Genomic DNA, 24,949 nt, shown 5'->3' with positions numbered 1-24,949 from the left:
CATGGCCATTATCACCATGCCGGCGCTGTCGCCGACCATGACCGAGGGCAAACTGGCAAGATGGCTGGTCAAGGAAGGGGATTCCGTCCGTTCCGGCGACGTTATTGCCGAAATAGAAACCGACAAGGCGGTGATGGAAGTCGAGGCGCTTGATGACGGCGTTCTTGCGCGTATCGGGGTTGCCGAAGGCACGGAAGGCGTCAAAGTCGGTGCCGCGATTGCCGAAATTCTTGCCGAAGGTGAAGAAAGCCGCTGGGGCGAGGCGGAGAGCACCGATCAGCCCCCGGAAAAAGCAGATCCGGCCGAACCTGCCGCGCAATCCGGCAAGCCCGCACATCCGGAAACTGCCCCCGCAACCGGGAGCGATAAAGACGGATCGAGCCGGATCTTCGCAAGTCCCCTAGCCCGCAGGCTTGCAGCGGAACGCGGGATCGATCTTGCGCTTGTCAAAGGCTCCGGTCCCCATGGCAGGATTATCCGCGCGGATATCGACGGGGCAGGTGCAGGCATGACGGCCTCACCAGGTATTGAGGCGATGCCCGCGGCGCCAGCTTTGGCCATGCCTGCTCCATCCCCGGTCGAGGCATCGACGCTTGTCGAGAACAGCCAGATGCGGCGGATCATTGCCGAAAGGCTTCAGCAGTCGAAACTTGAGGCGCCGCATTTCTACCTCAACATGGATATCGAAATCGAAGCCATGCTCGCGGCGCGCAAGGCGCTCAATGCCCATGCCCCCGAAGGGGTAAAGGTTTCGGTCAATGACATGATCATCAAGGCTGCGGCCGTGGCCCTGAAAATGGTGCCGGGCGCCAACGCCAGCTGGGAAGGCACTCATACACGGCTATATGCCCATGCCGATATCGCCGTTGCGGTGGCTGTCGATGGCGGGCTGGTGACCCCGGTTGTGGCAAGGGCAGAAGAAAAAGGGCTCTATGCCATCTCGCGGGAGATGGTTGACCTTTCAACCCGGGCCCGGGCGGGCAAACTTCTGCCTGAGGAATTCAATGGCGGCTCGTTCACCATATCCAATCTCGGGATGTACGGGATCACGTCCTTTTCAGCCGTGATCAACCCGCCGCAAGGGGCTATCCTCGCGATTGGCGCAGGGGAAGAACGTCCGGTTGCACGCAATGGCGAAGTAAAGATTGCCACCATGATGACCGCCACGCTTTCCTGTGATCATCGCGTGGTGGACGGAGCGATCGGGGCCCGGTGGCTCGCCGCGTTCAAGCAGGTTGTCGAAAATCCGGTTCTGGCACTTGGATAAAGGAAAAGATCATGACCAATCCACGCTATGATGTTGTTGTCATCGGCGGCGGCCCCGGCGGCTATGTCGCCGCGATCCGGGCAAGCCAGCTCGGCCTCGGCGCTGCGGTGATCGAACGTGAAAATATGGGGGGGATCTGCCTGAACTGGGGATGTATTCCCACCAAGGCCTTGCTTCGTACAGCCGAGGTCAAGCACCTGATCGAGAACGCCAAAGATTTCGGGCTTGAGGTCGGCCCGGTCACCGCCGATATCGATGCCGTGGTCAAGAGATCACGCAAAGTGGCAGCGCGGCTTTCGGCCGGGGTCAAGCATCTGATGAAGAAAAACTCCGTCACGGTATATGCAGCTTCGGCACGTCTTGGTGAGGCGCGGGCAGAGGGCCGTGAGATTCTGCTCGATACAGGTGAGGTGGTGATCGGCGGCGCCGTCATCCTTGCCACCGGCGCCCGCGCGCGGGAATTGCCGGGGATAGAGGTGGACGGCAAGGCAATCGTCACCTACCGCGATGCCATGACGCCGGGCACGATGCCGAAATCCCTGATCGTTGTCGGCTCCGGCGCCATCGGGATCGAGTTTGCCTCTTTCTATCAAGATATGGGCGCGGACGTGACGGTGCTTGAAGCCGTTGACCGTATTCTTCCTGCCGAGGATGCGGAAATATCTGCCATGGCGGCCAAGATTTTCACCCGCCGCGGCATTGATCTGAGGGCCGGCGTATCCGTCAAATCGGTCAAAGCGGGGCCGGACGGGGTTGACGCCGTGATCGATACGGGCGGCGAGACCGAAACCCTCAAGGCGGAACGGCTTATTCTCGCCGTCGGTATTGTTGCCAATACCGAAGAACTCGGACTTGAAGGCACTTCGGTTGAACTCGACCGGGGCCATGTTGTCACCGATGCGGCGATGCGTACCGGCGAGCCCGGTATCTATGCCATCGGTGATATGACCGGCGCGCCATGGCTTGCCCATAAAGCCAGCCACGAAGGGATCATTGCGGCCGAGCATATCGCCGGCATGGGGGCGGGCCATCCTCTCCGGCGTGAGGATATCCCGGGCTGCACCTATTGCCGCCCGCAGGTGGCGAGTGTCGGGCTGACCGAACAGGCGGCGCTTGATGCCGGTCATGAAATCAAGGTTGGCCGCTTTCCCTTCAAGGCCAATGGCAAGGCCATCGCGCTCGGGGATGACGACGGCATGATCAAGACCATTTTCGATGCCCGTACCGGCGCCCTGCTTGGTGCGCATATGATCGGGCCTGAAGTCACCGAGCTGATCCAGGGCTATGCCATCGCCCGTCAACTTGAAACCACCGAGGCGGAACTGATGGGGACAGTCTTCCCGCATCCGACACTTTCGGAAGCCATGCATGAATCCGTACTTGACGCCTACGGCAAGGCCCTCCATTTCTAGAGATATCAGATCCTGAGGAAATTTTTACATGGCGTCGCAACCCGAAGATATCGTCAAGTTTCGTGGCCAGGGGCTCAAGGGCGCGGCCCGGCATCCGGAAAAGGCACGCAATGAAGACAGGCCCCAGCCGCGCCGTCCGGAATGGCTCCGCGTCAAGGCACCGGTGAGCAAAGGGTATCTTGAAACCCGAAACATCATCCGCGACAACCAGTTGGTGACGGTATGCGAAGAGGCTGCCTGCCCGAATATCGGCGAATGCTGGCAGAAAAAGCATGCAACCATGATGATATTGGGCTCGGTCTGCACCAGGGCCTGCGCCTTCTGCAATGTTGCAACCGGACGCCCGGACCGTCTTGATGAGGGAGAGCCGGAAAGGGTGGCCGACGCCGTGGCGAGGCTTGCGCTTGCGCATGTGGTCATCACCTCGGTCGACAGGGATGATCTGCCCGATGGCGGCGCCGGGCATTTCGCCCGCACAATCGCGGCGGTGCGCGCGGCCTCACCCGGAACAACGGTGGAAGTCCTGACCCCCGATTTCCTGAAAAAGGACGGCGCGCTTGAGCTCGTGGTCGAGGCCAGACCAGATGTGTTCAACCACAATCTTGAAACCGTCCCCCGTCTTTATCCGTCGGTCCGCCCCGGGGCGCGGTATTTCGCCTCGCTTCGCCTGCTCCATGATGTCAAGGCGCTTGATCCCTCGATTTTCACCAAATCCGGGATCATGGTGGGGCTTGGCGAAGAACGGGAAGAGGTGGTGCAGGTCATGGATGACATGCGCGCAGCGGAGATCGATTTCATGACCATCGGCCAGTATCTTCAACCGACCCCGAAACATCACCCGCTTGACCGGTTCTGGACACCGGATGAATTTGCGAGCCTGAGCCAGCTTGGAAAAAGCAAGGGCTTTCTTCTGATCTCGGCAACACCCCTGACCCGATCCTCCTATCACGCCGATGAAGATTTTGCCGCCCTTAAATCTGCCCGCATGGAAAAACTGGGGCATAAGGCACCTCGTGCGACATGACCGTTCATCAGGAAACCCGCATCATCCCTCATCGCCCCGAAGATCTTTACGCGCTTGTCGCGGATGTGAAATCGTATCCGGAGTTTCTGCCCTGGTGCATGGCCGCCCGGATACGGGAGAAATCCGCCCACCGGCTTGTCGCGGATCTGATTATCGGTTTCAGATTTTATCGTGAGAAGTTCACCTCTTACGTTGATTGCAATCCGAAAACTCTTGAAATTAAAGTTGAATATGCCGAAGGTCCGTTTAAGTATCTGCAAAACTCCTGGGCATTTCATTCCCATGAAGAAGGGTGCCGGATTGAATTCTATGTTGATTTTGAATTCCAGTCCCGATTGTTTCAATCCGTGATTGAGACCTTGTTTTCGGAAGCGGTACGGCGAATGGTGCGGGCGTTCGAAGATCGCGCCGATGCGCTTTATCCGAGGCTGGATTCCGCCGCCAGCTGATCCCGCATCATCCGAAGTGCGTGGAGCGTCGCTGCCTGGCGCACTGCCTTGCGGTCACCATCGAAAATCTGTTTTTCGGCCGTGAGTATCTGCCGGTCTTCAATCTCCATCGCCAGCCCGAACCAGACAAGACCGACAGGTTTATCCCTCGAGCCGCCCCCGGGGCCGGCAATGCCGCTGGTTGCCACCGCCAGCCTTCCCTTGTGGCTGATTTTATCCGATTTAATCTGCTCTAGTGCCCCCGCGGCCATGGCCCGCACCACCTCAATACTGACCGCGCCATGGGTGGTGATGAGTTGGGGCGAAACACCGAGCATGGCGGATTTGGCCTCGTTCGAATAGGTGATGAACCCGCGATCCACCACTGCCGAGGATCCGGCAATATCGGTCAGGGCAGAGATGACCATGCCGCCGGTGCAGGATTCCGCTGTCGTGAGCAGAATATCCCGGGATTTGGCGGCTTCGAGCACGGCAGAGGCCAGATCAGCAAGGATCACGGTATCATCTCCCAGAGGCTTGCAGCCATGAAAACAACAACACCGGCGGCGATGCCTGCCAGCACATCATCGGCCATGACCCCGGCCGCTCCGGGGAGGGATTCGGCCCGGCGGATCGGGCCTGGCTTCAGAATGTCGAAAAGGCGAAACAGCAGAAATGAGCAGGCAACCGCCGCGAGATAGGGCAGGGAGAAATCCGGGGCAAGGGGAATGGCCATCATCGCCAGCCACTGGCCCACCACTTCATCAATGACCACCGCCCCGGCGTCATGCTGGCCGGTGCGCCGGTAATGCGCCCCGGCGGCCGAAAGGCCGATCACCGCCACAAGGGCCGTCGCGGCCACAAATCCGCCAAGGCTGAAGGCGTTGATGCAGGCAAGCCCGAGCAGGACCGCGACAAAAGATCCTGCCGTCCCGGGGGCGGGCAGGTGTCCGACCGGCCCCAGCGTCGCGATCCATAAAAGCATCCGGTCAGCCATCGGCTTTCCCCGGGAAATGGGCGGTGACGGATGCCATCACGGCGATACCTTCGCGCCGACCGGTAAAGCCAAGACCTTCGGAGGTGGTGGCCTTGACGGAAATCCGGTCCATGGAAAGATCGAGGATATCGGCAATCCGGCGCCGTATCGCGTCACGATGGGGGAGGATTTTAGGCACCTCGGCAATGATGGTCAGATCGGCAAGGGTGATAACGCCGCCCGCCTTGTCCACCCGGGCCCTGGCTTCCTTGAGAAAGGCAGCGCTGTCCTGATCTTTCCATTGCGGGTCCGAAGGAGGGAAATGCGTGCCGATATCACCATCGGATACAAGGCCGAACATTGCATCGGTGAGGGCGTGTAGCGCAACATCCCCATCGGAATGGGCATCAAAGCCGCGATCATGATCAAGCGCGATCCCGCCCAGCATGATCGGCCCGGCGGCATCGCTGAACCGGTGCACATCAAACCCGCTGGCACTGCGGAATTCACGAAAGGGGGTATCTGCCATGGGGGTGCTGTCCTCTGCTGATTGCGAATAGGGGCGGGGCCATGTCAGGGCGAGGCGTTCCGCCATCTCAAGGTCCTGTGCGGTGGTGATCTTGTTCAGAATAGGGTCACCGTCAACCGTGATCACCGTCTTTCCGGCATCTTCCAAAAGACTGCTGTCATCGGTCATGCTGGCACTGTTTTGGCGATGCAGGTCCAGAATAAGGGGGAAATCAAATGCTTGCGGTGTCTGGACCCGGGCAATGCCCTCCCGGTCCACCCGGCCGGTTACGATATTTCCATCCAGTCGTTTGAGACTGTCGGCAGGCGGCAGGACAGGAACCGCCGCCACGGCCCCTTTTTCCAACTCGTCCAGAAGGCTGGTGATCACCGATGCGGGAACAAAGGGGCGGGCGGCATCATGGATCAGCACATGTTGCGGCGCAGGTTCAATCCCTGCCAGCGCTTCAAGACCGTTTCGGACGGAATCGCTCCGTTCCGCCCCGCCTTCGGCAATGATCCAGCCGCTTCCCTTGCTTTGCCGGCGGGCTTCGTCCATGGCGTCCGCCGCGGCCACAACGACGCCGCCTGAGATCGAGGGATGGGCCATGAAAGCCTCAAGCGCATGACGCATGACCATGGCGCCGCCGATATGCCGCCAGGGTTTGGCAACCTCTCCGCCAAGCCGGGTGCTGCGCCCGGCGCAAAGCAGAACAACATGAACAGGTGGTGTTTTCATTCCGTCTTTATAGCGTGTCTTTGCGCTTTTGCCATCACCCGCTTTTACAGAGCCAAGGTTTGTCTTGCTCTATGGTGCAAGTGCCTATATTTTACGCACAGATTTTCTGCCTAAAATTTAGGCAGACCTGAAGGGAAATTCAATGCGTCGACCGCTTTCCATTGGCGATATCAACCTGCCAGCCCCGGTGATCCTGGCGCCGATGTCCGGCGTGACGGACTGGCCGTTCCGCCGTCTGGTGCGGATGCTTGGAGGCGGGCTTGTTGTCTCGGAAATGGTGGCCAGCACGGCGATCATCAGCGGCGTGAAGAGCGAAATGCGCAAACTTTACACCGATGCGGTGGCGGAATACCCGTTTTCGCTTCAGCTCGCGGGCTGGGATCCGGCAGTCATGGCAGAGGCCGCAAAGGTCGGGGCAGATATGGGGGCCGCGATCATTGATATCAACATGGGCTGCCCCGCGCGCAAGGTTACGGGCAAGCTTTCGGGATCAGCGCTGATGCGCGATGAGGTGTTGGTCGGGCAGATCATGAAGGCGGTCCGGGACGCGGTGGATATTCCCGTCACCGTCAAGATGCGGCTCGGCTGGGATGATCAGCGCCGCAACGCCGGCACACTTGCCCGCATGGCCGAAGATGAAGGCTTTGCCATGGTTGCCGTGCATGGCAGAACACGCTGCCAGTTCTATAAAGGCCAGGCGGACTGGGCGGCCATCGCCGAGATCAGGGATGCGATTTCCATTCCCCTTTTCGTTAATGGCGATATCGGCACGCTTGAAGATATTGACCGGGCAGTTGCGCTTTCCCGGGCGGATGGCGTCATGATCGGCCGTGCCGCCATGGGTCGTCCATGGTTCATCCATCAGGCAGGCTGTTATCTGAACGGGGAGAAGGTTCCGGATGATCCCACCCTTGCGGAGCGTCATGACATAATGCGTCGGCATCTTGATCTGATGTTGTCCCATTACGGTGAAGACGGCCTCAGGCTGGCACGCAAGCATATCGCCGCCTACACCAGAGGCTTGGCAGGATCGGCCCTGATGCGGCAGATCGCCAATAACACCGCCGATGCCAAAGCTGTTTTTGCAGCGCTGGATCTCTATTTTGAAAACATGCGCGCCGCCGAAACCGAGGAGAAAAAAAGAGACAGATGGGAAGCGGCATGATACCGGCAGTAGCTCACGCGAGGCCTGATCTGATCTCGGCCATCCTTGCCAGCCTCGTCTATCCCGTGGCCGTGATCGATGAGCGCGACTGTTTCATCTTTGTAAATTCCGCCGCCGAAGAGTTCTTCCGTTCAAGTATCGGCGTGATAAAGGGCCAGCCTCTTTCCTCCTACATTGCCGGTGATCATACGATCTACGCCATGCTAGGCCGCGCCCGGTCCTCTCGCGCCAGCGTCAGCGATCAGGGGATTGAGATCCTCTCCGATCGCCTTGGGCGGCGGCTGATCAATCTTCAGGTCACGCCGCTGGTTGATCACCCGGGCTATATGGTCATGGCCATTCAGGAACGCGCGCTGGCAGAACGCCTGCGCGGGCAGGAGCAGTTCAGGGGCGCGGCGCGATCCATGACCTCGATTTCCGCCCTTCTTGCCCATGAGATCAAGAATCCCCTTGCCGGGATACGCGGCGCTGCCGAACTCATCCAAAACCATCCCGATGGCGATACCGAAGCCCTGACCGGGTTGATCATGTCGGAAACCGACCGTATTGCCGCGCTTCTCACCCGGATGGAAAATCTTGCCGGCGGCAAGCCTATCGAACGAATCCCGGTCAATGTCCATGAGATCATCGATCACTGCATCAGGCTTGCGGAAAACAGTTTTGGCAAGGAACGCCGGATCAGGGCGAGTTTTGATCCATCGCTTCCGGCGGCACTCGGGGATCGTGATCTCTTGATACAAGCGTTATTAAACTTGATCAAGAACGCATGTGAAGCAACTGATAATAATGGGATAATAAAGATAAAAACCTATTACGATATCAGCGCCGGCTATGCGGTTTCCTCGGCCAGAAAAAAAACGTCATCGCCGCTGGTCATCGAGGTTGAGGATGACGGCGCCGGTATCCGCAAAGAGATGCAACCCTATATTTTCGATCCGTTCTTCACCAGCAAATCCAATGGCAGCGGTCTTGGCCTTGCTCTCGTGGCGAGCACGATTGCCGATCATGGCGGGACAATCGACGTCACCTCAACCCCGGGGCATACCTCATTCCGGCTTGGCCTGCCCATGGCAGGGGAGGCGTGATCATGGAGGCCGGAAAAATGACAGAACATGCGCGGATCCTTCTTGCCGATGATGATCATGCCATCCGACTTGTGGCAACGACCGCGCTGGAGAAAGCAGGCTATTCGGTTCATGCTGTCTCAACCCTTTCAGGGGTGATGGAGGCGCTGAGCCACGAGACATATCCGGTCCTTGTTTCCGATGTTGTCTATCCGGATGGGGATGCACTTGATGTGCTGCCGGAAATCAAGGCCAGCCATCCCGGGTTGCGGATCATCATGATGAGCGCAAGATCGACGCTGCTGACCGCGCTCAAAGCCCAGGAAGGTGAGGTTTTTGCCTATCTGCCGAAACCGTTTCCGCTGGATGATCTGGTGAATGCGGTGGCGGATGCGTACAGATCCATCCCCTCGGCAATGCCAGAAGATGGGGGGGCGGATACCGAAGGGGCGCCTGCGGGGAATGCTCAATTTGATCAGGGCCCGCTGATTGGACGTTCACCGGCGATGCAGGGGATTTTCCGCTCCATGGCCCGGCTGATCAACACCGATCTTTCGGTCATGATCACCGGCGAAAGCGGCACCGGCAAGGAAGTTGTTGCCCGCGCACTCCATGATCTCGGCCACCGCAAATCCGGCCCCTTTGTTGCCATCAACATGGCGGCCATTCCCCGTGATCTGATCGAATCCGAACTTTTCGGCCATGAGCGAGGGGCGTTTACCGGCGCGGATCGTCGCCATGAAGGACGTTTTGCCCAGGCCCGGGGGGGAACATTATTCCTCGATGAGATCGGGGATATGCCGCCCGAAGCCCAGACGCGGCTTCTGCGTGTCCTTCAGGATGGTGCCTATACCCGTGTCGGAGGACGTGAACTTCTGCGCTCGGATGTCCGTATCATTGCCGCAACGCATAAGGATTTGCCGGAACAGATCCGCTCCGGCCAGTTTCGGGAAGATCTTTACTATCGGCTCAATGTCGTGCCGCTCAATCTGCCGCCCTTGCGGGACCGGCCTGAGGATATCGCCGATCTTGCCAATCATTTTCTTGCCAGAGGTGCTCGTGACGGGCTGGCGGAAAAGGAATTCAGCCGTGATGCGCTTGACTTGCTGAATACCTTGACCTGGCCCGGCAATGTCCGTGAGCTTGAAAACCTTGTCCTGCGTCTTCTGGTGCTGGTGGATGATCCGGTGATCAAACCTGCCGATATCAGGGCATTGATGATCCAGCCTCAACGCAATGATGAGGATGATGCCGAAATGGTTGCCGGTTCCAGCCTGGCCTCGGCATCTCTTGCCGAATCCGCCCGCTTCCACATTGACAGGTATTTTCGCGCCCATGAAGATGATTTGCCTCCGGCCGGGCTCTACACGCGGATCATGGCTGAAGTGGAAAAACCGCTGATCGAGGAAACCTTGCGCGCGACATCAGGAAATCAGCTGAAAGCGGCTGATCTCCTCGGGCTCAACCGCAACACGCTGAGAAAGAAGATCCGTGAACTCGGGATCACCTTCACCGGCCAGCGGCGACAGGCGAGGAGGTGAGGATGGATGCACGCCGGATTTCCCCTTCCCATACAGGAATTTCAGGCCCATACAGGAATTTCAGGCCCATGCAGGAATTTCAGGCCCATGCAGGAATTTCAGGCCCATGCAGGAATTTCAGGCCCATACAGGAATTTCAGGTCTTGCCGCATCGCGCCTTCATTTGGCCGGAAACTGGTTTTATGACATGAATTCCAGTAAGGTAGTGGCATGAGCAACGTCAGCGATACCTCGGCATCAGGGGCAGATACGGGCATGATCCCGCGTCTTCGCACCTTTTTGATGACCGGAATGAATGAGCGCAGTCTTGCATATTTTTCAATTGGCGTTGCCCTTGTTCTCGGCGCCGCCACTTTCAGCCTTCTTTCGAGCGAGGATTTTCTCAATAACAAGAGCGATCTGGTCGGCCTCCTCATCGGCGTGGATATCCTTGCCGTCACGGTGCTGCTGTTTTTTGTCGGCCGCCAGGTATTGCGGCTTATCCGGGAGCGGCGAAACCGCCTTGCCGGCTACCAGCTGCACTGGAAACTGGTGACACTTTTCGGCGTCATTACCGTTTTTCCGGCGGTGATCGTTGTAGCCTTTTCCTATTTTGTGCTCGATTTTTCGCTTCGCGGCTGGTTCAACGAGCGCATATCCACGGCGATTAACGAAAGCGTGACCGTGGCGGATGCCTATCTCGAAGAACATGTGCTTTCCGTCCGTGGCCAGATCCTTGCCATGGCCAATGATATCAACAGGGAGGCAAGCTCGCTTTCAGGCAATCGCCGGGCGTTCGATGCGTTTCTCACCAACCAGGCAGGTGTCCGCAACCTTTCCGAAGCGCTGGTGATGGATTCCACCGGCCGCGTTATCGCCAATTCCAGATTTGCCTATGCCGTGACGTTTTCAAGCCTTGGTGAGGATTTCTATTCCAGCGCAAGAGATGGCGATGTTGCCATCACCCGCACCGATATCACCAACCGTATTCGCGCCGGTGTTCGGCTCAACCAGTTTGTTGACGCCTACCTCCTGGTAGGCCGCTTCATCGACCCGAACGTATCAGGTGCCGTTGACCGGACACAGACGGCGGTAACGGAATATCAGTCCCTCGATATCCGCCAGCTTGATCTCAAGGTAAGTTTTGCCATTCTTTTCGGCATGGTGGCGCTGTTGCTGGTTCTCGGCTCGGTATGGGTGGGGATCAACTTTGCCAACGCGATCATTCTGCCGCTTGGGGCGGTGATCCAGGTTGCCGAGCAGGTCCGTTCCGGCAATCTGGCCTCCCGGGTCCCTTATGTGAAAACCAATGACGAAATTGCCCAGCTTGGTCTTTCCTTCAACCGCATGCTCGAAGAGGTTGCCCGCAACAGGGAAGAGCTTGTTGAGGCCAACCGCCAGATCGATAAACGTCGTGAGTTTACCGAAGCGGTGCTGGCCGGGGTGTCTTCGGGTGTTATCGGGATTGATGAGAATAAATACATCACCCTGCCCAATCTTGCGGCTCTTGAAATGCTTGGCCTGACACGCGCCGAAACTATCGGCAGGAAACTGGTGGAGATCGTGCCGGAGTTTGAAAACCTTCTTGTTTCCGCGGGCAAGCCAGGTCGCCGCAACAAGGAACAGAATGTTGAGATCAACAGAAATGGTGTCCAGCGGAATCTGCTCGTCCGGGTGACCACCGAAACCGTGGCCAGACGCATTGTCGGCTATGTGGTGACGTTTGAGGATGTGTCCGAACTGCTCGATGCCCAGCGCAAGGCGGCCTGGTCGGATGTCGCCCGCCGCATCGCCCATGAAATCAAGAATCCCCTGACACCGATCCAGCTTGCCGCCGAACGCCTTGGCGCCAAATACACCCCGGATGAGGAAAACGCGAAGCAGGCGTTTTCCACCTATATCGACACCATCATCCGGCAGGTGGATGATATTGGCCGGCTGGTGAATGAATTTTCATCCTTTGCCCGGATGCCGGCGCCCCAGATGGCGTCCCATGATCTCGTCAAGATGGTGCGAGGCCAGATCAATCTCTTTGAAGCGGCAGAAAAGGACATCAGATTTACCGTTGAGACAAACGGCAAATCGCGGCTTCTTTTCACTTGCGATGACGGCATGATCCGGCAGGTCATCACCAATCTTGTCCAGAACGCGGTTGATGCCTTGCGTGATGCAGAGGTAAAAAAAGGCCAGATACATGTTGAAATATCCAGAGGTGCTGACAATATAGCACTCGTGATCCGGGATAACGGTCCAGGTCTGCCGCTTGATGATCATACGGATCTGACCGCACCTTATGTGACGATGCGGGAAAAGGGAACGGGTCTTGGTCTTGCGATTGTGCGAAAGATTGTCGAAGATCATTACGGCAGCCTCAGTCTTGCCAATGGGAGAAAAGGCAGGTTTTCCGGGGCTGAGATTACGATTGTCTTTCCTTCCCGCTAACGCTGTGACGGTACCAGGCGCATGAAACAGGACATTCTGATCGTAGATGACGAGGAGGATATCTGCCGCCTGACCAGTATGCTGCTGGAAGATGAAGGGTATCATTGCCGCACAGCCTCAAACGCCGCCGATGCGCGGCAGATCGTCAATACATTTCCGCCAGCACTGGTGATCCTCGATATCTGGATGGATAAATCCGATATGGATGGCCTCGAATTGCAGAAATGGCTGCGCAATCTATATCCTGACGTTCCGGCGATCATGATGTCCGGGCATGGGAATATTGAAACAGCGGTTCAGGCGATGAAAGACGGCGCCTTTGATTTTGTCGAAAAACCGTTCAAATCTGACCGGTTGATCCTTCTTGTTGAACGTGCGCTCGCCAAAGCCGCGCTCGAAGCTGAAAACCGTGAACTCAGGAAGAAGGCGTCGCTTGACGTCGATCTTGTCGGATCTTCGGCGGTCATGACATCGCTTCATCAGACAATCGAAAAGGTGGCGCAATCCAACAGCCGGGTGATGATCAGCGGTCCCTCGGGCAGCGGCAAGGAGATCGTCGCCCGCAACATTCATCAGCTTTCCGATCGCAGGAAGGGCAGGTTTGTTCTGGCAAATTGCGCGATGCTTTCCCCGGAACGGGTGACGGCGGAACTGTTTGGCACCGAAGGCGCCGATGGCCGCCAGCGTATCGTCGGTCTGTTTGAGCAGGCCAATGGCGGGACGCTCTATTTTGACGAAATCGGTGATCTTCCGCTGGAAACACAAGGCAAGCTTGTCCGGGCCGTACAGGATCAGCGGTTCCGGCGGGTCGGGGGCAGCCAGGAGGTCAGCGTTGACGTCCGGGTGATCAGCGCCTCGAAACTTGACCTTCAGGAAGAGATCAGGAACGGCAATCTCCGTGAAGATCTTTTCTATCGCCTCGGGGTCGTGCCGATGACCGTGCCGGCGCTGTCCCATCATAAGGAGGATATTCCTGATCTTGCGCGGCATTTTCTCAGGAAGGCCTGCGAAAGCCATGGCCGGAAACTTTCTTTTTCCAATGAAGCGCTGATGGCGATGCAGGTCTATAACTGGCCCGGGAACGTCACCCAGTTGCGCAACGTGATTGACTGGCTCATCATCATGGTTGACGCAGCCCCTGATAATTTGATCAAGCCGGGTGATCTGCCGCCGGATATCACCGGCAATTCCGTCAAAAATCAGGATGGCGGCATGGAATCCGTGGTCGGGCTTCCGCTCAAGGCCGCGCGGGAGCAGTTCGAAACCCGGTATTTGATATCGCAACTCTCGCGGTTTGATGGCAATATATCCAAAACCGCAGCATTTATCGGGATGGAAAGATCAGCCCTGCACCGAAAGCTCAAGAGTCTCAATATCAATCCCGAAGACAGTGACTAGGGGGGTCGCCTGATGAACATCATTATCTGTGGCACTGGCCAGGTTGGCATGTCGATCGCCGCCCATCTGGCTTTGGATAATAACGTCACCATTGTCGATACACATGCGGACAGGGTTCAGCGGGCGGCCGAAACAAGCAATCTGCGCGGCGTGATCGGGGTGTCGTCGCATCCGGATATTCTTGAGCAGGCCGGCGCCAAGGATGCCGATATGATCATCGCCGTGACCGATTCCGACGAAGTCAACATGGTGGCCTGTCAGGTTGCGCATTCGCTCTACAACACGCCGATGAAAATTGCCCGTGTCCGGGCCAGGTCCTACCTCAATCCGGTATTTGGTGATCTCTACAGCCCGGAAAATCTGCCGATCGATCATATTATCTCACCCGAAGCCGAAGTCTCTGATGCGGTCAGCCGTCGTCTTAGGGTGCCGGGGGCATTCGATGTTGCGAACATGTGCGACAACAGGGTCCGGATTATCGGTGTTCGCTGCACCAGTTCCTGCCCTATACTCGGCTCGCCCATTCGCTACCTGACCGATCTCTTCGAAGATCTCAAGATCACGATTGTCGCGATCCTCCGTGGCGGAGATGTGATCGTTCCCCGTGATGGTTCGGTCAAGATGAAGGAAGGCGATCAGGTCTATTTTGTCTGTGAGGAAAGTCACATGTCCCGGGCGATGGCGTCCTTCGGGCATGAAGAGCCGGAGAGCCGCAAGGTCCTGATCGCAGGCGGCGGAACGATCGGCAAGATGGTTGCCGCCGATGTGCTGCAGAAGATTGATAATTCACGCTGCACGATCATCGAGGAAAACAAGGAGATGGCAAATGAAGCCGCGCATCTCCTGCCGGATATCATGGTCATCCATGGCGACGCGCTTGATCCGGACCGGCTCAGTGAAGGCGATGTGGCGGATGCGGATACCTTTGTTGCCCTCACCAATGATGATGAGGTGAACGTCCTCTCATCACTGCTGGCACGTCGATTTGGTGCAACCCATACCGTCACGCTTGTAAATATGGCGAGTTTCGTGCCGCTGATCTCAACCCTGGGCGTGGATTCGGTTATCAATCCTCCGGCGATCACCGTCTCATCTATTCTGCGTCATGTTCGACGTGGCCGGATCAGGGATATCCACACCATCATCGAGGACAAGGGTGAGTTCATGGAAGTTGAGGCCATGCCGTCTTCGCCGCTGGTCGGGGTGCCGTTGCGGTCAGCCAATCTGCCCAAAAATGCGGCCGTGGGCGCGATCGTTCGCGGTGATGAGGTGATCACGGCGCGTGGCGACACGATGATTGAGCCCAACGACAAGGTGATACTGTTTTCTGCCCGTCATGCGGTACCCGAAGTTGAAAAACTCTTGTCGGTCCGCCCCGATTTCTTCTGATCTTTCTCAATTCTTCCAGGTGGTTGCGCCATGTCTCGAATAGCTTATGTCAACGGTCAATATCTTCCCCACACCCATGCCGAAGTGCATATCGATGATCGCGGGTACCAGTTCGGGGATGGCGTTTATGAAGTCGTATCGGTGATCAATGGCGTCTTGGCGGATGAAGACTGGCATCTGGACCGGCTTGAGTTTTCGCTTGGTGAGCTTGGCATTCCCATGCCGATGTCGCGTCCGGCGCTGAAAATCGTCATTCGCAATATCATCCGCATGAATTCGGTCACCTTCGGTCTTGTGTATTTTCAGGTGACGCGTGGGGTTATGCGCCGCGATCATGCCATCAACTCGGCACTGACCCCGCAGATGATCATGACCGCCAAGCATCTTACCTTCCCGGAACGTGACAGCACCCGCGCCGTCAAGGTGGTCACCGTGCCGGATCAGCGCTGGCAGCGGCGTGATATCAAGACAACCCAGTTATTGCCGAACTGTATTGCCAAGACAAAAGCGGTCGAGGCGGGCGCCTATGAAGCGTTGATGGTCGATGACACGGGCTATATCACCGAGGGATCAAGCTCGAACGCCTGGATCGTTACCAGGGAAGGTGAGCTTGTCACCCGGCCTGCCACCTACGATATCCTGAACGGAATCACCCGGAAAGCCGTGCTGGCCATCGCCGCGGAACGAAATCTGAAGATCGTGGAACGGGCCTTCACTCCTGATGAGGCGAAAGCCGCCGCCGAAGCCTTCGTGACCAGCGCATCATCGCTTATCACGCCGGTGGGCCAGATTGACGAGACAACCATCGGCGATGGCGAAGCCGGGCCGGTTTCCATGGCGCTCCGGCAGGCATATTTTGATCATATTTCCCAGGCTGCCGAATAATTCCATTCCCTGATAAAACGAATAATTTACATTTTTTTTAATAATGCGTAATATAGTGTTCAGGGGGAATACAATATGGCTACAGAGAAGAGCCACAATCTGCAGGAAATTTTCCTGAATTCCGTTCGCAAGGATCACATTGCCGTTACGGTGTTTCTGGTCAATGGTGTCAAGTTACAGGGAATTATCACCTGGTTTGATAATTTCTGTTTACTGCTGAAACGTGATCAACATGTCCAGCTGGTCTACAAACACGCCATTTCCACCATTATGCCCGCCGTGCCGGTGAACCTCATCGTGGACCCACAGGAGGAGCTGGGGGAACTGGAGCAACTGGAGGAGTGATGTAAATCCAGGGCGTCAGCCTTGGCTTTCCTCTCTCTTGGCTTGCGTCCACCATTCTTCCATTTCTGCAAGCGTGCTGTCTGGAAAACTCTTGCCTTGGCTTTTGGCAAGGCGTTCCATCACCGTAAAACGGTTGATAAATTTACGATTTGTTAAGTTAATTGCATGATCTGGATCAATCTGGCATTTCCGGGCCAGATTGATCACGGCAAAGAGCAGATCGCCGAGTTCCGCCTCAAGGGATTTCCTGTCCTTGGTATCGGCTTTCATCTCCATTTCAACCTCGTCAATTTCCTCCCGTATCTTGGCAAGTACATCGGCGGGGTCGGTCCAGTCAAAGCCGACTCGCGCTGCCCGTTTCTGGAGTTTGACGGCGCGGGTGACCGGCGGCAGGGTGCTCGCCACCCCGTCGAGTGTTCCCTTCTCTTTCTTGGCGTGGCGTTCGGCTTCCTTGATATCTTCCCAGGCCTTGCGTTGTTCGTCGCTGTCGCGATACCGGTCATCCCCGAAGATATGCGGATGGCGACGAATCATCTTTTCGGTGATGCTGTCGGCGATGGAGGCAAAATCAAAATGACCGGCTTCTTCCCCGATCCGGGCCTGAAAGACAACCTGAAGCAGCAGATCCCCGAGCTCGTCCCGGATGGTTTCAGGATTTCCCTCCTGGATGGCTTCGGCGACTTCATACGCTTCTTCGATCGTATAGGGGGAGATGCTCTCATGCGTCTGGTTGAGATCCCACGCACATCCCTTTTCAGGGTCTCGTAATGTTGCCATTACCGAGATCAGGGCTGTAAGATTTTTTTCGGCGTTGGTCCGCCCGGCTGGAGGGGGGGCGGCTGGAGGGGTTGTGTGATCAGTCATGGAACTTCCGCGATATGCCGTGTTGTATTGAGTCAGTTTTCGTCTATATACTAGATATATTCACGGATGGGATAAAGCCATGTCCATAAATGACTCCCCGGATGCGGAAAACAAAACCGGTACTTCTGTCTTCGGCTACCTGAGGCGCTGGTTTCTTGCCGGGTTTCTGGTAACGGCACCGATCCTGCTGACCGGCTACCTGACCTGGCTCATCATCGGCATTATCGACGGGTATGTATCGAATTTCCTGCCCGAGAACCTGAACCCGCAGACCTATGTTGATTTCCCGCTTCCAGGTTTCGGGCTGATCATCGGTGGATTGACGATCATTATCATCGGGGCACTGACCACCGGATTTCTGGGCCGTTCCCTGTTGCGTTTTGGTGAACGCATGCTGAACGGCGTGCCGGTGATCCGGTCTGTCTATGGCGCGACCAAGCAGATCATGGAAACGGTAATGGCCAGCCAGTCTGATGCGTTCCGTGAAGTGGTGCTGATCGAATATCCGCGGCGCGGCATATGGGCAATCGGTTTTGTGACCGGTACCACCCGTGGTGAAGTCCAGAACATGTCAAAGGAACAACTGGTCAATGTGTTTGTGCCGACAACGCCGAACCCGACGTCAGGATTTCTCTTGTTTTTCCCGCGCGAGGATCTCATCACCCTTGAAATGGGGGTGGAAGAGGCGGTCAAGATGGTTGTCTCCGGCGGTATTGTGACGCCGAGTGACCCTCGGGCTGACCGCAAGCCGAAAGCTCTTTCATCCATGAAAACCGCCGCAAAAACACCAGCCCGGAAAAAATCAGGGCCACGGACAAAAGCATCACCCAAAAGCTGATCCGGCCGGAAGATTATCCCCCGGATAGATACGTCACCGCCATGTCACGTTCAAACAGCGCAAGCAGGGTCTTTAGCCGCTGTCCTTGAGCGCCGGTCAGAGTCGGGTTTTGTTCGATGACCGCAAGCACCTGATCACGCGCCAGTTCCAGAAGATCTCCATGATAGGCCAGATCCGCCAGCTGGAAATCAGGGTCACCGGATTGACGTCGCCCGAGCACTTCACCGGGGCCGCGAAGTCTGAGATCTTCTTCGGCAATGCGGAATCCGTCGTTGCTCTCCCGCATGATGTTGAGCCTTGCCTTGGCGGTATCTGAAAGCGGTCCCTTATAGAGCAGAAGACAGTTGGCGCTTTCCTTGCCCCGGCCCACGCGCCCCCTCAGCTGATGCATCTGGGCAAGTCCAAAGCGTTCGGCATGCTCGATGATCATGATGCTGGCTTCGGGAACATCGACGCCAACTTCAACCACCGTGGTGGCGACGAGCAGCTGGCTTTCGCCGGATCGGAAGTCTTCCATGGCGGTCTCGCGCATTTCGGCATCCATACGTCCATGCACAAGCGAAATTTTCGTTTGCGGCAGGGCGGCTTTCAGCATGATATGGCGTTCTTCCGCCGCGGCCACGTCAAGCACATCGCTTTCATCCACCAGCGGGCAGATCCAGTACACCCGCTGGCCGTTGCCAAGTGCCACCCGCAACCGGCCGATGACATCATCGACGCGCTCAAGGGGCAGGGCGGTGGTGGTGACCTCCTTGCGGCCAGGCGGCTTTTCGTCAATTCTCGAAGACAAAAGATCGCCATAAGACGTCATGGCAAGTGTTCTCGGGATCGGCGTTGCCGTCATGACCAGCACATCGACGCCTCGACCCTTTTCGCCAAGCACAAGACGTTGCCTGACCCCGAAACGATGCTGCTCATCGACCACCCCAAGGGCCAGATCGTGGAACGTGACGGTATCGGTCAGCAGAGCGTGGGTGCCGATGACAATGGGGATGCTGCCATCGGCAAGCCCTTCGAGAACGGCCCGCTTTTCCGCTGCCTTCATCTTGCCCATGAGCAGGCCGGGCACAAGCCCGAGCGGGGCAAGCATTCGGGTGAGTGTCTGGTGATGCTGGCGGGCAAGTATTTCCGTCGGCACCAGCATCGCCGCCTGGCTTCCGGCTTCCACGGCATTGAGCATGGCCATCAGCGCAACCAGTGTCTTGCCGGAGCCGACATCTCCCTGGATCAGGCGGAGCATCCGGTCCCCCGAGCGCTGATCGGCCTCGATTTCCGTCACCACCCGTTGCTGGGCCCGGGTCAGCTCGAAAGGCAGGGAGGAGAGCAGTTTTTCCCGCAGTGCCCCGTCACCTTCGATGATCCGTCCTGTCTGCCGGCTTGAGCCGAGGCGCACCAGCGCCAGTGCCAGCTGATTGGCAAGAAGCTCGTCATAGGCGAGCCTTGCCCGGGTCGGGCTTCCCGGCAGCACATCCGCCTCTTTCTTCGGGGCATGGACTTCACGCATCGCCGCATCCCAGGAAGGCCAGTTGAACCGGGCAAGGATATCCGCATCGATCCATTCCTCAAGTTGGGGGATACGTTCAATGGCGGCTGCCATGGCCCGGGCGAGGAGTTTTGCGGTCAACCCGGCCGTCAGGGGATAGACAGGCTCGAGCTGCGGCAGCTGTTCGGCTTTTTCCGGTGCCACCACATGATCCGGATGCGCCATCTGGATTTTGTGCTGAAACCATTCAGCCCGGCCGCTGATGATGCGTTTGGCGCCGATGGGCAGCAGTTTTTCAACATAATCCCCCCGGGCGTGAAAAAAGATGATATCCAGCACCCCGGTGTCGTTTTGCGCTGTCACCCGCATCGGCCGCCGGCTTCCCTTGGGGGGCTTGTCGTGGCCGGTGATCGTCACTTCAACGGTGATGACACTGCCATGTTCCACCATATTGAGCGGCGGACGTTTTGTCCGGTCAATAAGGCCCACAGGCAGATGCCTCAGCAGATCAATGACAAGACCGCCCATCCGTTTTTCGAGCAGTTTGGCCACCTTGTCGCCGACACCTGGCAGCGCGGTGACCCGGGCGAAGAGGCGAAACAGCTCTTCGGGTCTCCTGAAATGCTGAAAATCTGCCGGTGTCGTCACGGCGATTTGCCCTCCATCCTTAAGGGATGTCTTGCTATTTCCCCCTCGCATGTTAGATCATAATTGCATGGAGCGCATCATCTCTTGAGTATCTGACACTGACATGACCGAAACCCACACCCAGCGCGTCCGCCGATTGATCTATCGATCCGCCTATACCGGCACCAGGGAGACCGATCTGCTTCTTGGGGGATTTGCCCGTGATGTTCTGCCCGGGATGGATGCGGCAGGTCTGGATGCGTATGAAGAGCTTCTTGACGCGGGCGATCCGTCGATCTGGGCCTGGGTCAGCGGCCAGGAAGATCGCCCCGAGGGCATGGAAAATCCTGCCCTTGATGCGTTGATCCGCTGGTCGCGGGAGCAGCACCGCTAGATGTTTTCCTATTTCGATGAATGGCAGAAGGCGTCTTCGGGCAATCTGTGGGGTGTTCCGGACGGTGCCGATGCGCTGGCACTGAAAGCACTTGCCGATACCCATGGCGGGCAGGCTGTCCATGTCGGTCTTGATGATGCCGGACTTGCCCGGATGCGGGCATCGCTTGAGCTGGTGGGCGTAACCGAAGATCAGATCCTGACATTTCCAGCCTGGGATTGTCTGCCCTATGACCGGATCTCACCCAATGGCATCATCACCGGCCAGCGGCTCAGCTGTCTTGCCGCGCTCAACTCAGCCCCTGATGCGCCGCGCTTTGTCCTGACAACGATCAATGCCTGGCTGCAAAGGGTGCCGCCACCGTCGCATTTTCAAGGGGCATCCCTGCATCTGGCCGCAGGCGGCAATCTGTCGCCCAAGGATATCAGCCAGTTTGCCATCCAGCATGCCTACCGCCGGGCGGATACGGTTCGCGAAGCAGGGGAATACGCCATTCGCGGCAGTATTGTCGATATCTTTCCGCCGGGCGCCGAAGATCCGGTTCGGGTTGATTTCTTTGATACCGAAATAGAAACAATCAAGAGATTCGATGCCGAAACCCAGCGCAGCATGGATAAGGTGGAGGCGGTCACCCTGCATCCGGTGAGTGAATTTATCCTGGATGAAGCGACGATCACCGCCTTTCGTGGCCGCTATCGGGAGTTGTTCGGTGCCGACGCCACGCGCGACCCGCTTTACCTCTCGGTGAGCGAGGGCAGGCATCACCCCGGGATGGAGCAGATGCTGCCGCTGTTTCACGATATGCTGGTGCCGTTTTCCGCCTATATCGGCCGCAAGCCTGTCCTGATCGACCCGGATGTTCCGCAGGCAGCGGCGCAACGGCTGGCCCAGATCGATGATTTCTTCACCGCCCGCCGGGAGGCGAGCGAGGACGCGGAAACAGAACTTGTCTGGCGGCCGCTGCCACCGGAAAGCCTCTACCTTTCCTCAAAAGAATGGGAAAGCCGGAAAGATGCGCGGGTCTTCCACCAGCTCAGCCGCTTTTCGCGTCAGGAAGGCGAGGCGGGCGAGGGATTTGATCTTCAGGGGCGCCGCGGCACCATTTATCATACCGCGGCAACCGAAAGCCGTCTTGCCGGGGAGGCGTCATCGATCTCGCCCAGCCGAGCGGTGGCGGAAGCTGCGGTTGAACTTGCCCGGGATAATATCGTTCTACTCGCCGCCTCTACCGAAGGGGCAAGGGTGCGGATGGATGAACTGATTGCCGAACATCTTCCCGCCAGGCTTGCCATTCATCCGGTGGCGGATTTCCTTTCTCTTGAGAAGGGGAAAGTCCATTCCGTCATCTGGCCGATTGAAGACGGTTTTGTCCTGCCCGGATGCGTGGTGATTACGGAAAAGGATATTTACGGCTCCCGTATCGCCCGCCCGCAAGGCAAGCGCCGCCGGGCGGAAAATTTCCTGCGTGAAGTCTCCAGCCTCGCGGTAGGTGATTTCGTTGTCCATGTCGATCACGGCATCGGCCGCTATGAAGGTCTTGAGAAGATCACCACCGGCGGGATAGACCATGATTGCCTGCTGATTGTCTATGCCGGTGGCGATAAACTCTTTCTGCCGGTGGAAAATATCGATCTTCTGTCTCGCTACGGCAAGGAAGGGAGCGACGCCCAACTGGACCGGCTTGGCGGCGCCTCCTGGCAGGCCCGCAAGGCGCGGATCAAGGGCCGGGTTCGTGATATCGCCGATCAGCTTATCAAGGTTGCCGCCCTCCGGCAGACCGCCACCTGTGAGCCGATACTCCCCGATGCAGGAAGTTTTGCTGAATTCTGCCAGCGCTTCCCTTACGCGGAAACAGATGATCAGCTCGATACGATTGGCGATGTCATGGATGATCTGGCATCCGGCCGGGTCATGGACAGGCTGATCTGCGGCGATGTCGGGTTCGGCAAGACCGAAGTAGCCATGCGGGCGGCTTTCGCCGTGGCCATGGCCGGGTTTCAGGTTGCGGTGATCACGCCGACAACGCTTCTCGCACGCCAGCATGGCAAGACCTTTAAGGATCGGTTTCAGGGCTTTCCCCTGCGCATCGGTGTGTTGTCGCGGATGACAGGTTCAGGGGCGGCAACCCAGCTCCGCAAGGATATCGCGACCGGTGATTGCCAGATCATTGTCGGCACCCATGCCCTGCTTTCGAAATCGGTGTCCTACAGCAATCTCGGGCTTGTCATCGTCGATGAAGAGCAGAATTTCGGCGTGACGCAGAAAGAGCGGCTCAAATCCCTCCGCGGGGATATTCATGTCCTCACCCTGAGCGCGACGCCCATACCCCGGACCTTGCAGATGGCGCTCAGCGGCGTGCGGGAGATGTCGATCATCGCCACCCCGCCGGTGGACCGGCTTGCCGTCCGCACCTCGGTGGGGCCGTGGGATCCGGTGGTCCTGGCCGAAGCCATCCGGCGTGAGCGGTTTCGCGGCGGTCAGGTGTTCTGCGTCTGCCCGAGGATAGATCATCTTGAGCGTGTCTACACAAGGCTTCAGACAATGGTGCCCGAAGCCCGAATCATCACCGCCCATGGCCAGATGCCGGCAGCTGATCTTGACGAGGCGATGACGAATTTTGGCGAAGGTGGCGGCGATGTCCTTCTTTCCACCAATATCATCGAAAGCGGAATTGATATCCCTTCGGCCAATACGATGATCATTCATCGCGCCGATATGTTCGGCCTTTCCCAGCTCTACCAGCTCCGTGGCCGCGTCGGCCGCAGTCGCCAGCGGGCCTATGCCTTCCTGACCACGGACCCGACGCGTCTGCTGACCCCGAATTCCCGCCGCCGGCTTGAGGTGATGCAGACCCTTGACGCCCTCGGCGCCGGGTTCTCTCTCGCCTCATATGATCTTGATATTCGCGGTGCTGGCAATCTTCTCGGCGATGAGCAATCCGGCCATGTCCGCGAAGTCGGGGTTGAACTCTATCAGGAAATGCTGAAAGAGGCGGTGATCGCGGCCAGGATGGGAGAAGGGGATGGCGAGCCCGAAGACAAGGCTTGGTCACCTGTCATCAATCTTGGCGCGGCGGTCTTGCTTCCCGACAGTTATGTTGAGGATCTCACGGTCAGGCTCTCTCTCTACCGCCGGATTGCGGCACTTGAGACCATGGAAGAGCTTGATCAGCTCTCGGCGGAACTTGTCGACCGCTTCGGCCCGATACCTGATCAGGCCCGCAATCTTCTTGATACCATCACCATCAAGATCCTCTGCCGGATGGCCAATGTTGTCCGGATTGACGCCGGACCCAAGGGGTTGAGCCTGTCGTTCCGCAACAACACCTTCCCCAACCCGGAAAGGCTGATCGGTCATATCGCCTCAAAGGCAGGGCGGTTGCAACTCGCCCAGGATCATCGGCTGGTGATGAAACAGGCCCTGCCCCTGTCAAGCCGTGCCAGAGTCATTCGCGAACAGCTCCAGGAGCTTGTCGCCCTTACCGTCTAGGGAGAGGTTTTCTGGGCAATGGCTGCATCAATAAGAGGAAGAAAGGATTCCGGTGGATGTGCCCCGGAAATGGCCCATTGATTTTCAAAGACAAAATACGGCACCCCCTGGATACCGAGGCGGGCAGCTTCACCCAGATCTTTTTCGAGTTTGCGGCGCAGGCTTTCGCTCGCCGGATGAGGTATCTGATATCGCTTGGCAAGATCGCCAAGAAACGCATCATCACTGATATCGACACCCTTCTGGAAATAGGCGTGAAATATGTCCCCCTTGACGTCATTGGCCGCCTTGTCTGCCCCGAGCACAAGCAGAAGGGCCGGGCGGCTGTCCGGTGTCCGCTTGATCGCGTCAAATTGAAAAACGATCCCGGCATCTTTGCCGGTGGCGGCAATCCGCGCATAGAAACTCGGCCCGGCATTGCCAAACTTGTTCTGGATATAGGTTTTACGCTCCATGCCTTCGGGGGGCATGTTCGGGTTGAGCAGAAAGGCACGCCAGTTGATCTTGAGCGTAACACCGCCATGCAGCAGGGCGGCATCTTCGAGCCGTTTCTTGCCGATCATGCACCAGGGGCAGATGACATCGGAAAAAATATCCACGCTTATGGTTGTTTTCATGCTCATCCGTCGTATCCTCATGGCGTGATGCGTTTTCTGCCTAACATATATCCGGGCGATGATGGAAAGATTTTTC

The 24,949-nt window shown here is 57.6% G+C and carries 21 protein-coding genes; 15 read left to right on the top strand and 6 right to left on the bottom strand.

What is annotated here, in order from left to right; all coding sequences use genetic code 11:
- Window position 1 precedes the first annotated feature (1 nt).
- The 4 genes from AB8880_06180 to AB8880_06165 are packed head-to-tail and all read left to right on the top strand — an operon-like array spanning window position 2 to window position 4,152.
- Window positions 2-1,267: a pyruvate dehydrogenase complex dihydrolipoamide acetyltransferase gene (locus tag AB8880_06180; protein XDZ66965.1), complete on the top strand. Its 1,266-nt coding sequence runs from the start codon at window positions 2-4 to the stop codon at window positions 1,265-1,267.
- An 11-nt stretch (window positions 1,268-1,278) separates the two neighbouring features.
- Window positions 1,279-2,679, top strand: a complete 1,401-nt coding sequence (gene lpdA / locus AB8880_06175; protein ID XDZ66964.1) for a dihydrolipoyl dehydrogenase — start codon at window positions 1,279-1,281, stop codon at window positions 2,677-2,679.
- A 28-nt stretch (window positions 2,680-2,707) separates the two neighbouring features.
- On the top strand, window positions 2,708-3,703 hold the full coding sequence (lipA, locus tag AB8880_06170; GenBank protein ID XDZ66963.1) for a lipoyl synthase: 996 nt from the start codon (window positions 2,708-2,710) through the stop codon (window positions 3,701-3,703).
- The gene (locus tag AB8880_06165; protein ID XDZ66962.1) at window positions 3,700-4,152 is read left to right on the top strand and encodes a type II toxin-antitoxin system RatA family toxin; all 453 of its coding nucleotides are present in this window, start codon (window positions 3,700-3,702) and stop codon (window positions 4,150-4,152) included. The genes lipA and AB8880_06165 overlap by 4 nt, the downstream gene beginning before the upstream one ends.
- Here AB8880_06165 and AB8880_06160 read toward each other — a convergent pair.
- From AB8880_06160 to ispD, 3 genes are read right to left on the bottom strand one after another with little or no spacing between them, the layout of a single operon-like run.
- Window positions 4,122-4,649, bottom strand: coding sequence for a CinA family protein (locus AB8880_06160; protein XDZ66961.1), 528 nt, complete (start codon window positions 4,647-4,649; stop codon window positions 4,122-4,124). The genes AB8880_06165 and AB8880_06160 overlap by 31 nt on opposite strands.
- Window positions 4,646-5,128, bottom strand: coding sequence for a phosphatidylglycerophosphatase A (locus tag AB8880_06155; GenBank protein ID XDZ66960.1), 483 nt, complete (start codon window positions 5,126-5,128; stop codon window positions 4,646-4,648). The genes AB8880_06160 and AB8880_06155 overlap by 4 nt, the downstream gene beginning before the upstream one ends.
- Entirely contained in the window at window positions 5,121-6,353 is a 1,233-nt protein-coding gene (gene ispD, locus AB8880_06150; protein ID XDZ66959.1) for a 2-C-methyl-D-erythritol 4-phosphate cytidylyltransferase, read from the bottom strand. The genes AB8880_06155 and ispD overlap by 8 nt, the downstream gene beginning before the upstream one ends.
- 142 nt (window positions 6,354-6,495) lie before the next feature.
- Here ispD and dusB point away from each other — a divergent pair, with 142 nt between their 5' ends.
- From dusB to hfq, 8 genes are all read left to right on the top strand, one after another.
- Window positions 6,496-7,518, top strand: coding sequence for a tRNA dihydrouridine synthase DusB (dusB, locus tag AB8880_06145; GenBank protein XDZ66958.1), 1,023 nt, complete (start codon window positions 6,496-6,498; stop codon window positions 7,516-7,518).
- Complete coding sequence (locus AB8880_06140) at window positions 7,515-8,603, top strand: nitrogen regulation protein NR(II) (protein XDZ66957.1); 1,089 nt, start codon at window positions 7,515-7,517, stop codon at window positions 8,601-8,603. The genes dusB and AB8880_06140 overlap by 4 nt, the downstream gene beginning before the upstream one ends.
- Before the next feature lie 2 nt (window positions 8,604-8,605).
- The gene (ntrC, locus tag AB8880_06135) at window positions 8,606-10,123 is read left to right on the top strand and encodes a nitrogen regulation protein NR(I) (protein XDZ66956.1); all 1,518 of its coding nucleotides are present in this window, start codon (window positions 8,606-8,608) and stop codon (window positions 10,121-10,123) included.
- 210 nt (window positions 10,124-10,333) lie between these two features.
- Window positions 10,334-12,544 (top strand): ATP-binding protein, encoded by a 2,211-nt coding sequence (locus tag AB8880_06130; GenBank protein ID XDZ66955.1) that lies wholly within the window; start codon window positions 10,334-10,336, stop codon window positions 12,542-12,544.
- A gap of 21 nt (window positions 12,545-12,565) precedes the next feature.
- Entirely contained in the window at window positions 12,566-13,942 is a 1,377-nt protein-coding gene (locus AB8880_06125; GenBank protein XDZ66954.1) for a sigma-54-dependent transcriptional regulator, read from the top strand.
- Between the two features lie 12 nt (window positions 13,943-13,954).
- Window positions 13,955-15,331: a Trk system potassium transporter TrkA gene (trkA, locus tag AB8880_06120; protein ID XDZ66953.1), complete on the top strand. Its 1,377-nt coding sequence runs from the start codon at window positions 13,955-13,957 to the stop codon at window positions 15,329-15,331.
- A gap of 30 nt (window positions 15,332-15,361) precedes the next feature.
- Window positions 15,362-16,216, top strand: coding sequence for a D-amino-acid transaminase (locus tag AB8880_06115; protein XDZ66952.1), 855 nt, complete (start codon window positions 15,362-15,364; stop codon window positions 16,214-16,216).
- Between the two features lie 75 nt (window positions 16,217-16,291).
- Window positions 16,292-16,561 (top strand): RNA chaperone Hfq, encoded by a 270-nt coding sequence (gene hfq, locus AB8880_06110; GenBank protein ID XDZ66951.1) that lies wholly within the window; start codon window positions 16,292-16,294, stop codon window positions 16,559-16,561.
- Between the two features lie 15 nt (window positions 16,562-16,576).
- Here hfq and mazG read toward each other — a convergent pair whose 3' ends face one another.
- Window positions 16,577-17,425: a nucleoside triphosphate pyrophosphohydrolase gene (gene mazG / locus AB8880_06105; protein ID XDZ66950.1), complete on the bottom strand. Its 849-nt coding sequence runs from the start codon at window positions 17,423-17,425 to the stop codon at window positions 16,577-16,579.
- Between the two features lie 79 nt (window positions 17,426-17,504).
- On the opposite strand from mazG, the gene AB8880_06100 reads away from it, so the two are divergent.
- Window positions 17,505-18,263: a DUF502 domain-containing protein gene (locus tag AB8880_06100; protein ID XDZ66949.1), complete on the top strand. Its 759-nt coding sequence runs from the start codon at window positions 17,505-17,507 to the stop codon at window positions 18,261-18,263.
- Between the two features lie 13 nt (window positions 18,264-18,276).
- Here the strand turns inward: AB8880_06100 and recG are convergent, their stop codons facing one another.
- Entirely contained in the window at window positions 18,277-20,394 is a 2,118-nt protein-coding gene (gene recG / locus AB8880_06095) for an ATP-dependent DNA helicase RecG (GenBank protein ID XDZ66948.1), read from the bottom strand.
- A 103-nt stretch (window positions 20,395-20,497) separates the two neighbouring features.
- Here recG and AB8880_06090 point away from each other — a divergent pair, with 103 nt between their 5' ends.
- Window positions 20,498-20,767 (top strand): succinate dehydrogenase assembly factor 2, encoded by a 270-nt coding sequence (locus AB8880_06090; GenBank protein XDZ66947.1) that lies wholly within the window; start codon window positions 20,498-20,500, stop codon window positions 20,765-20,767.
- Window positions 20,768-24,256 (top strand): transcription-repair coupling factor, encoded by a 3,489-nt coding sequence (gene mfd, locus AB8880_06085; GenBank protein XDZ66946.1) that lies wholly within the window; start codon window positions 20,768-20,770, stop codon window positions 24,254-24,256.
- On the opposite strand, the gene AB8880_06080 is transcribed toward mfd, so the two are convergent.
- Window positions 24,253-24,879, bottom strand: coding sequence for a DsbA family oxidoreductase (locus AB8880_06080; GenBank protein ID XDZ66945.1), 627 nt, complete (start codon window positions 24,877-24,879; stop codon window positions 24,253-24,255). The two genes, mfd and AB8880_06080, sit on opposite strands and share 4 nt — an antisense overlap.
- Window positions 24,880-24,949 lie beyond the last annotated feature (70 nt).

The organism is Alphaproteobacteria bacterium LSUCC0684, from assembly GCA_041228335.1.
Classification (GTDB): Bacteria; Pseudomonadota; Alphaproteobacteria; order Puniceispirillales; family UBA1172.
This window is presented reverse-complemented; position numbering and strand designations above follow the sequence as displayed.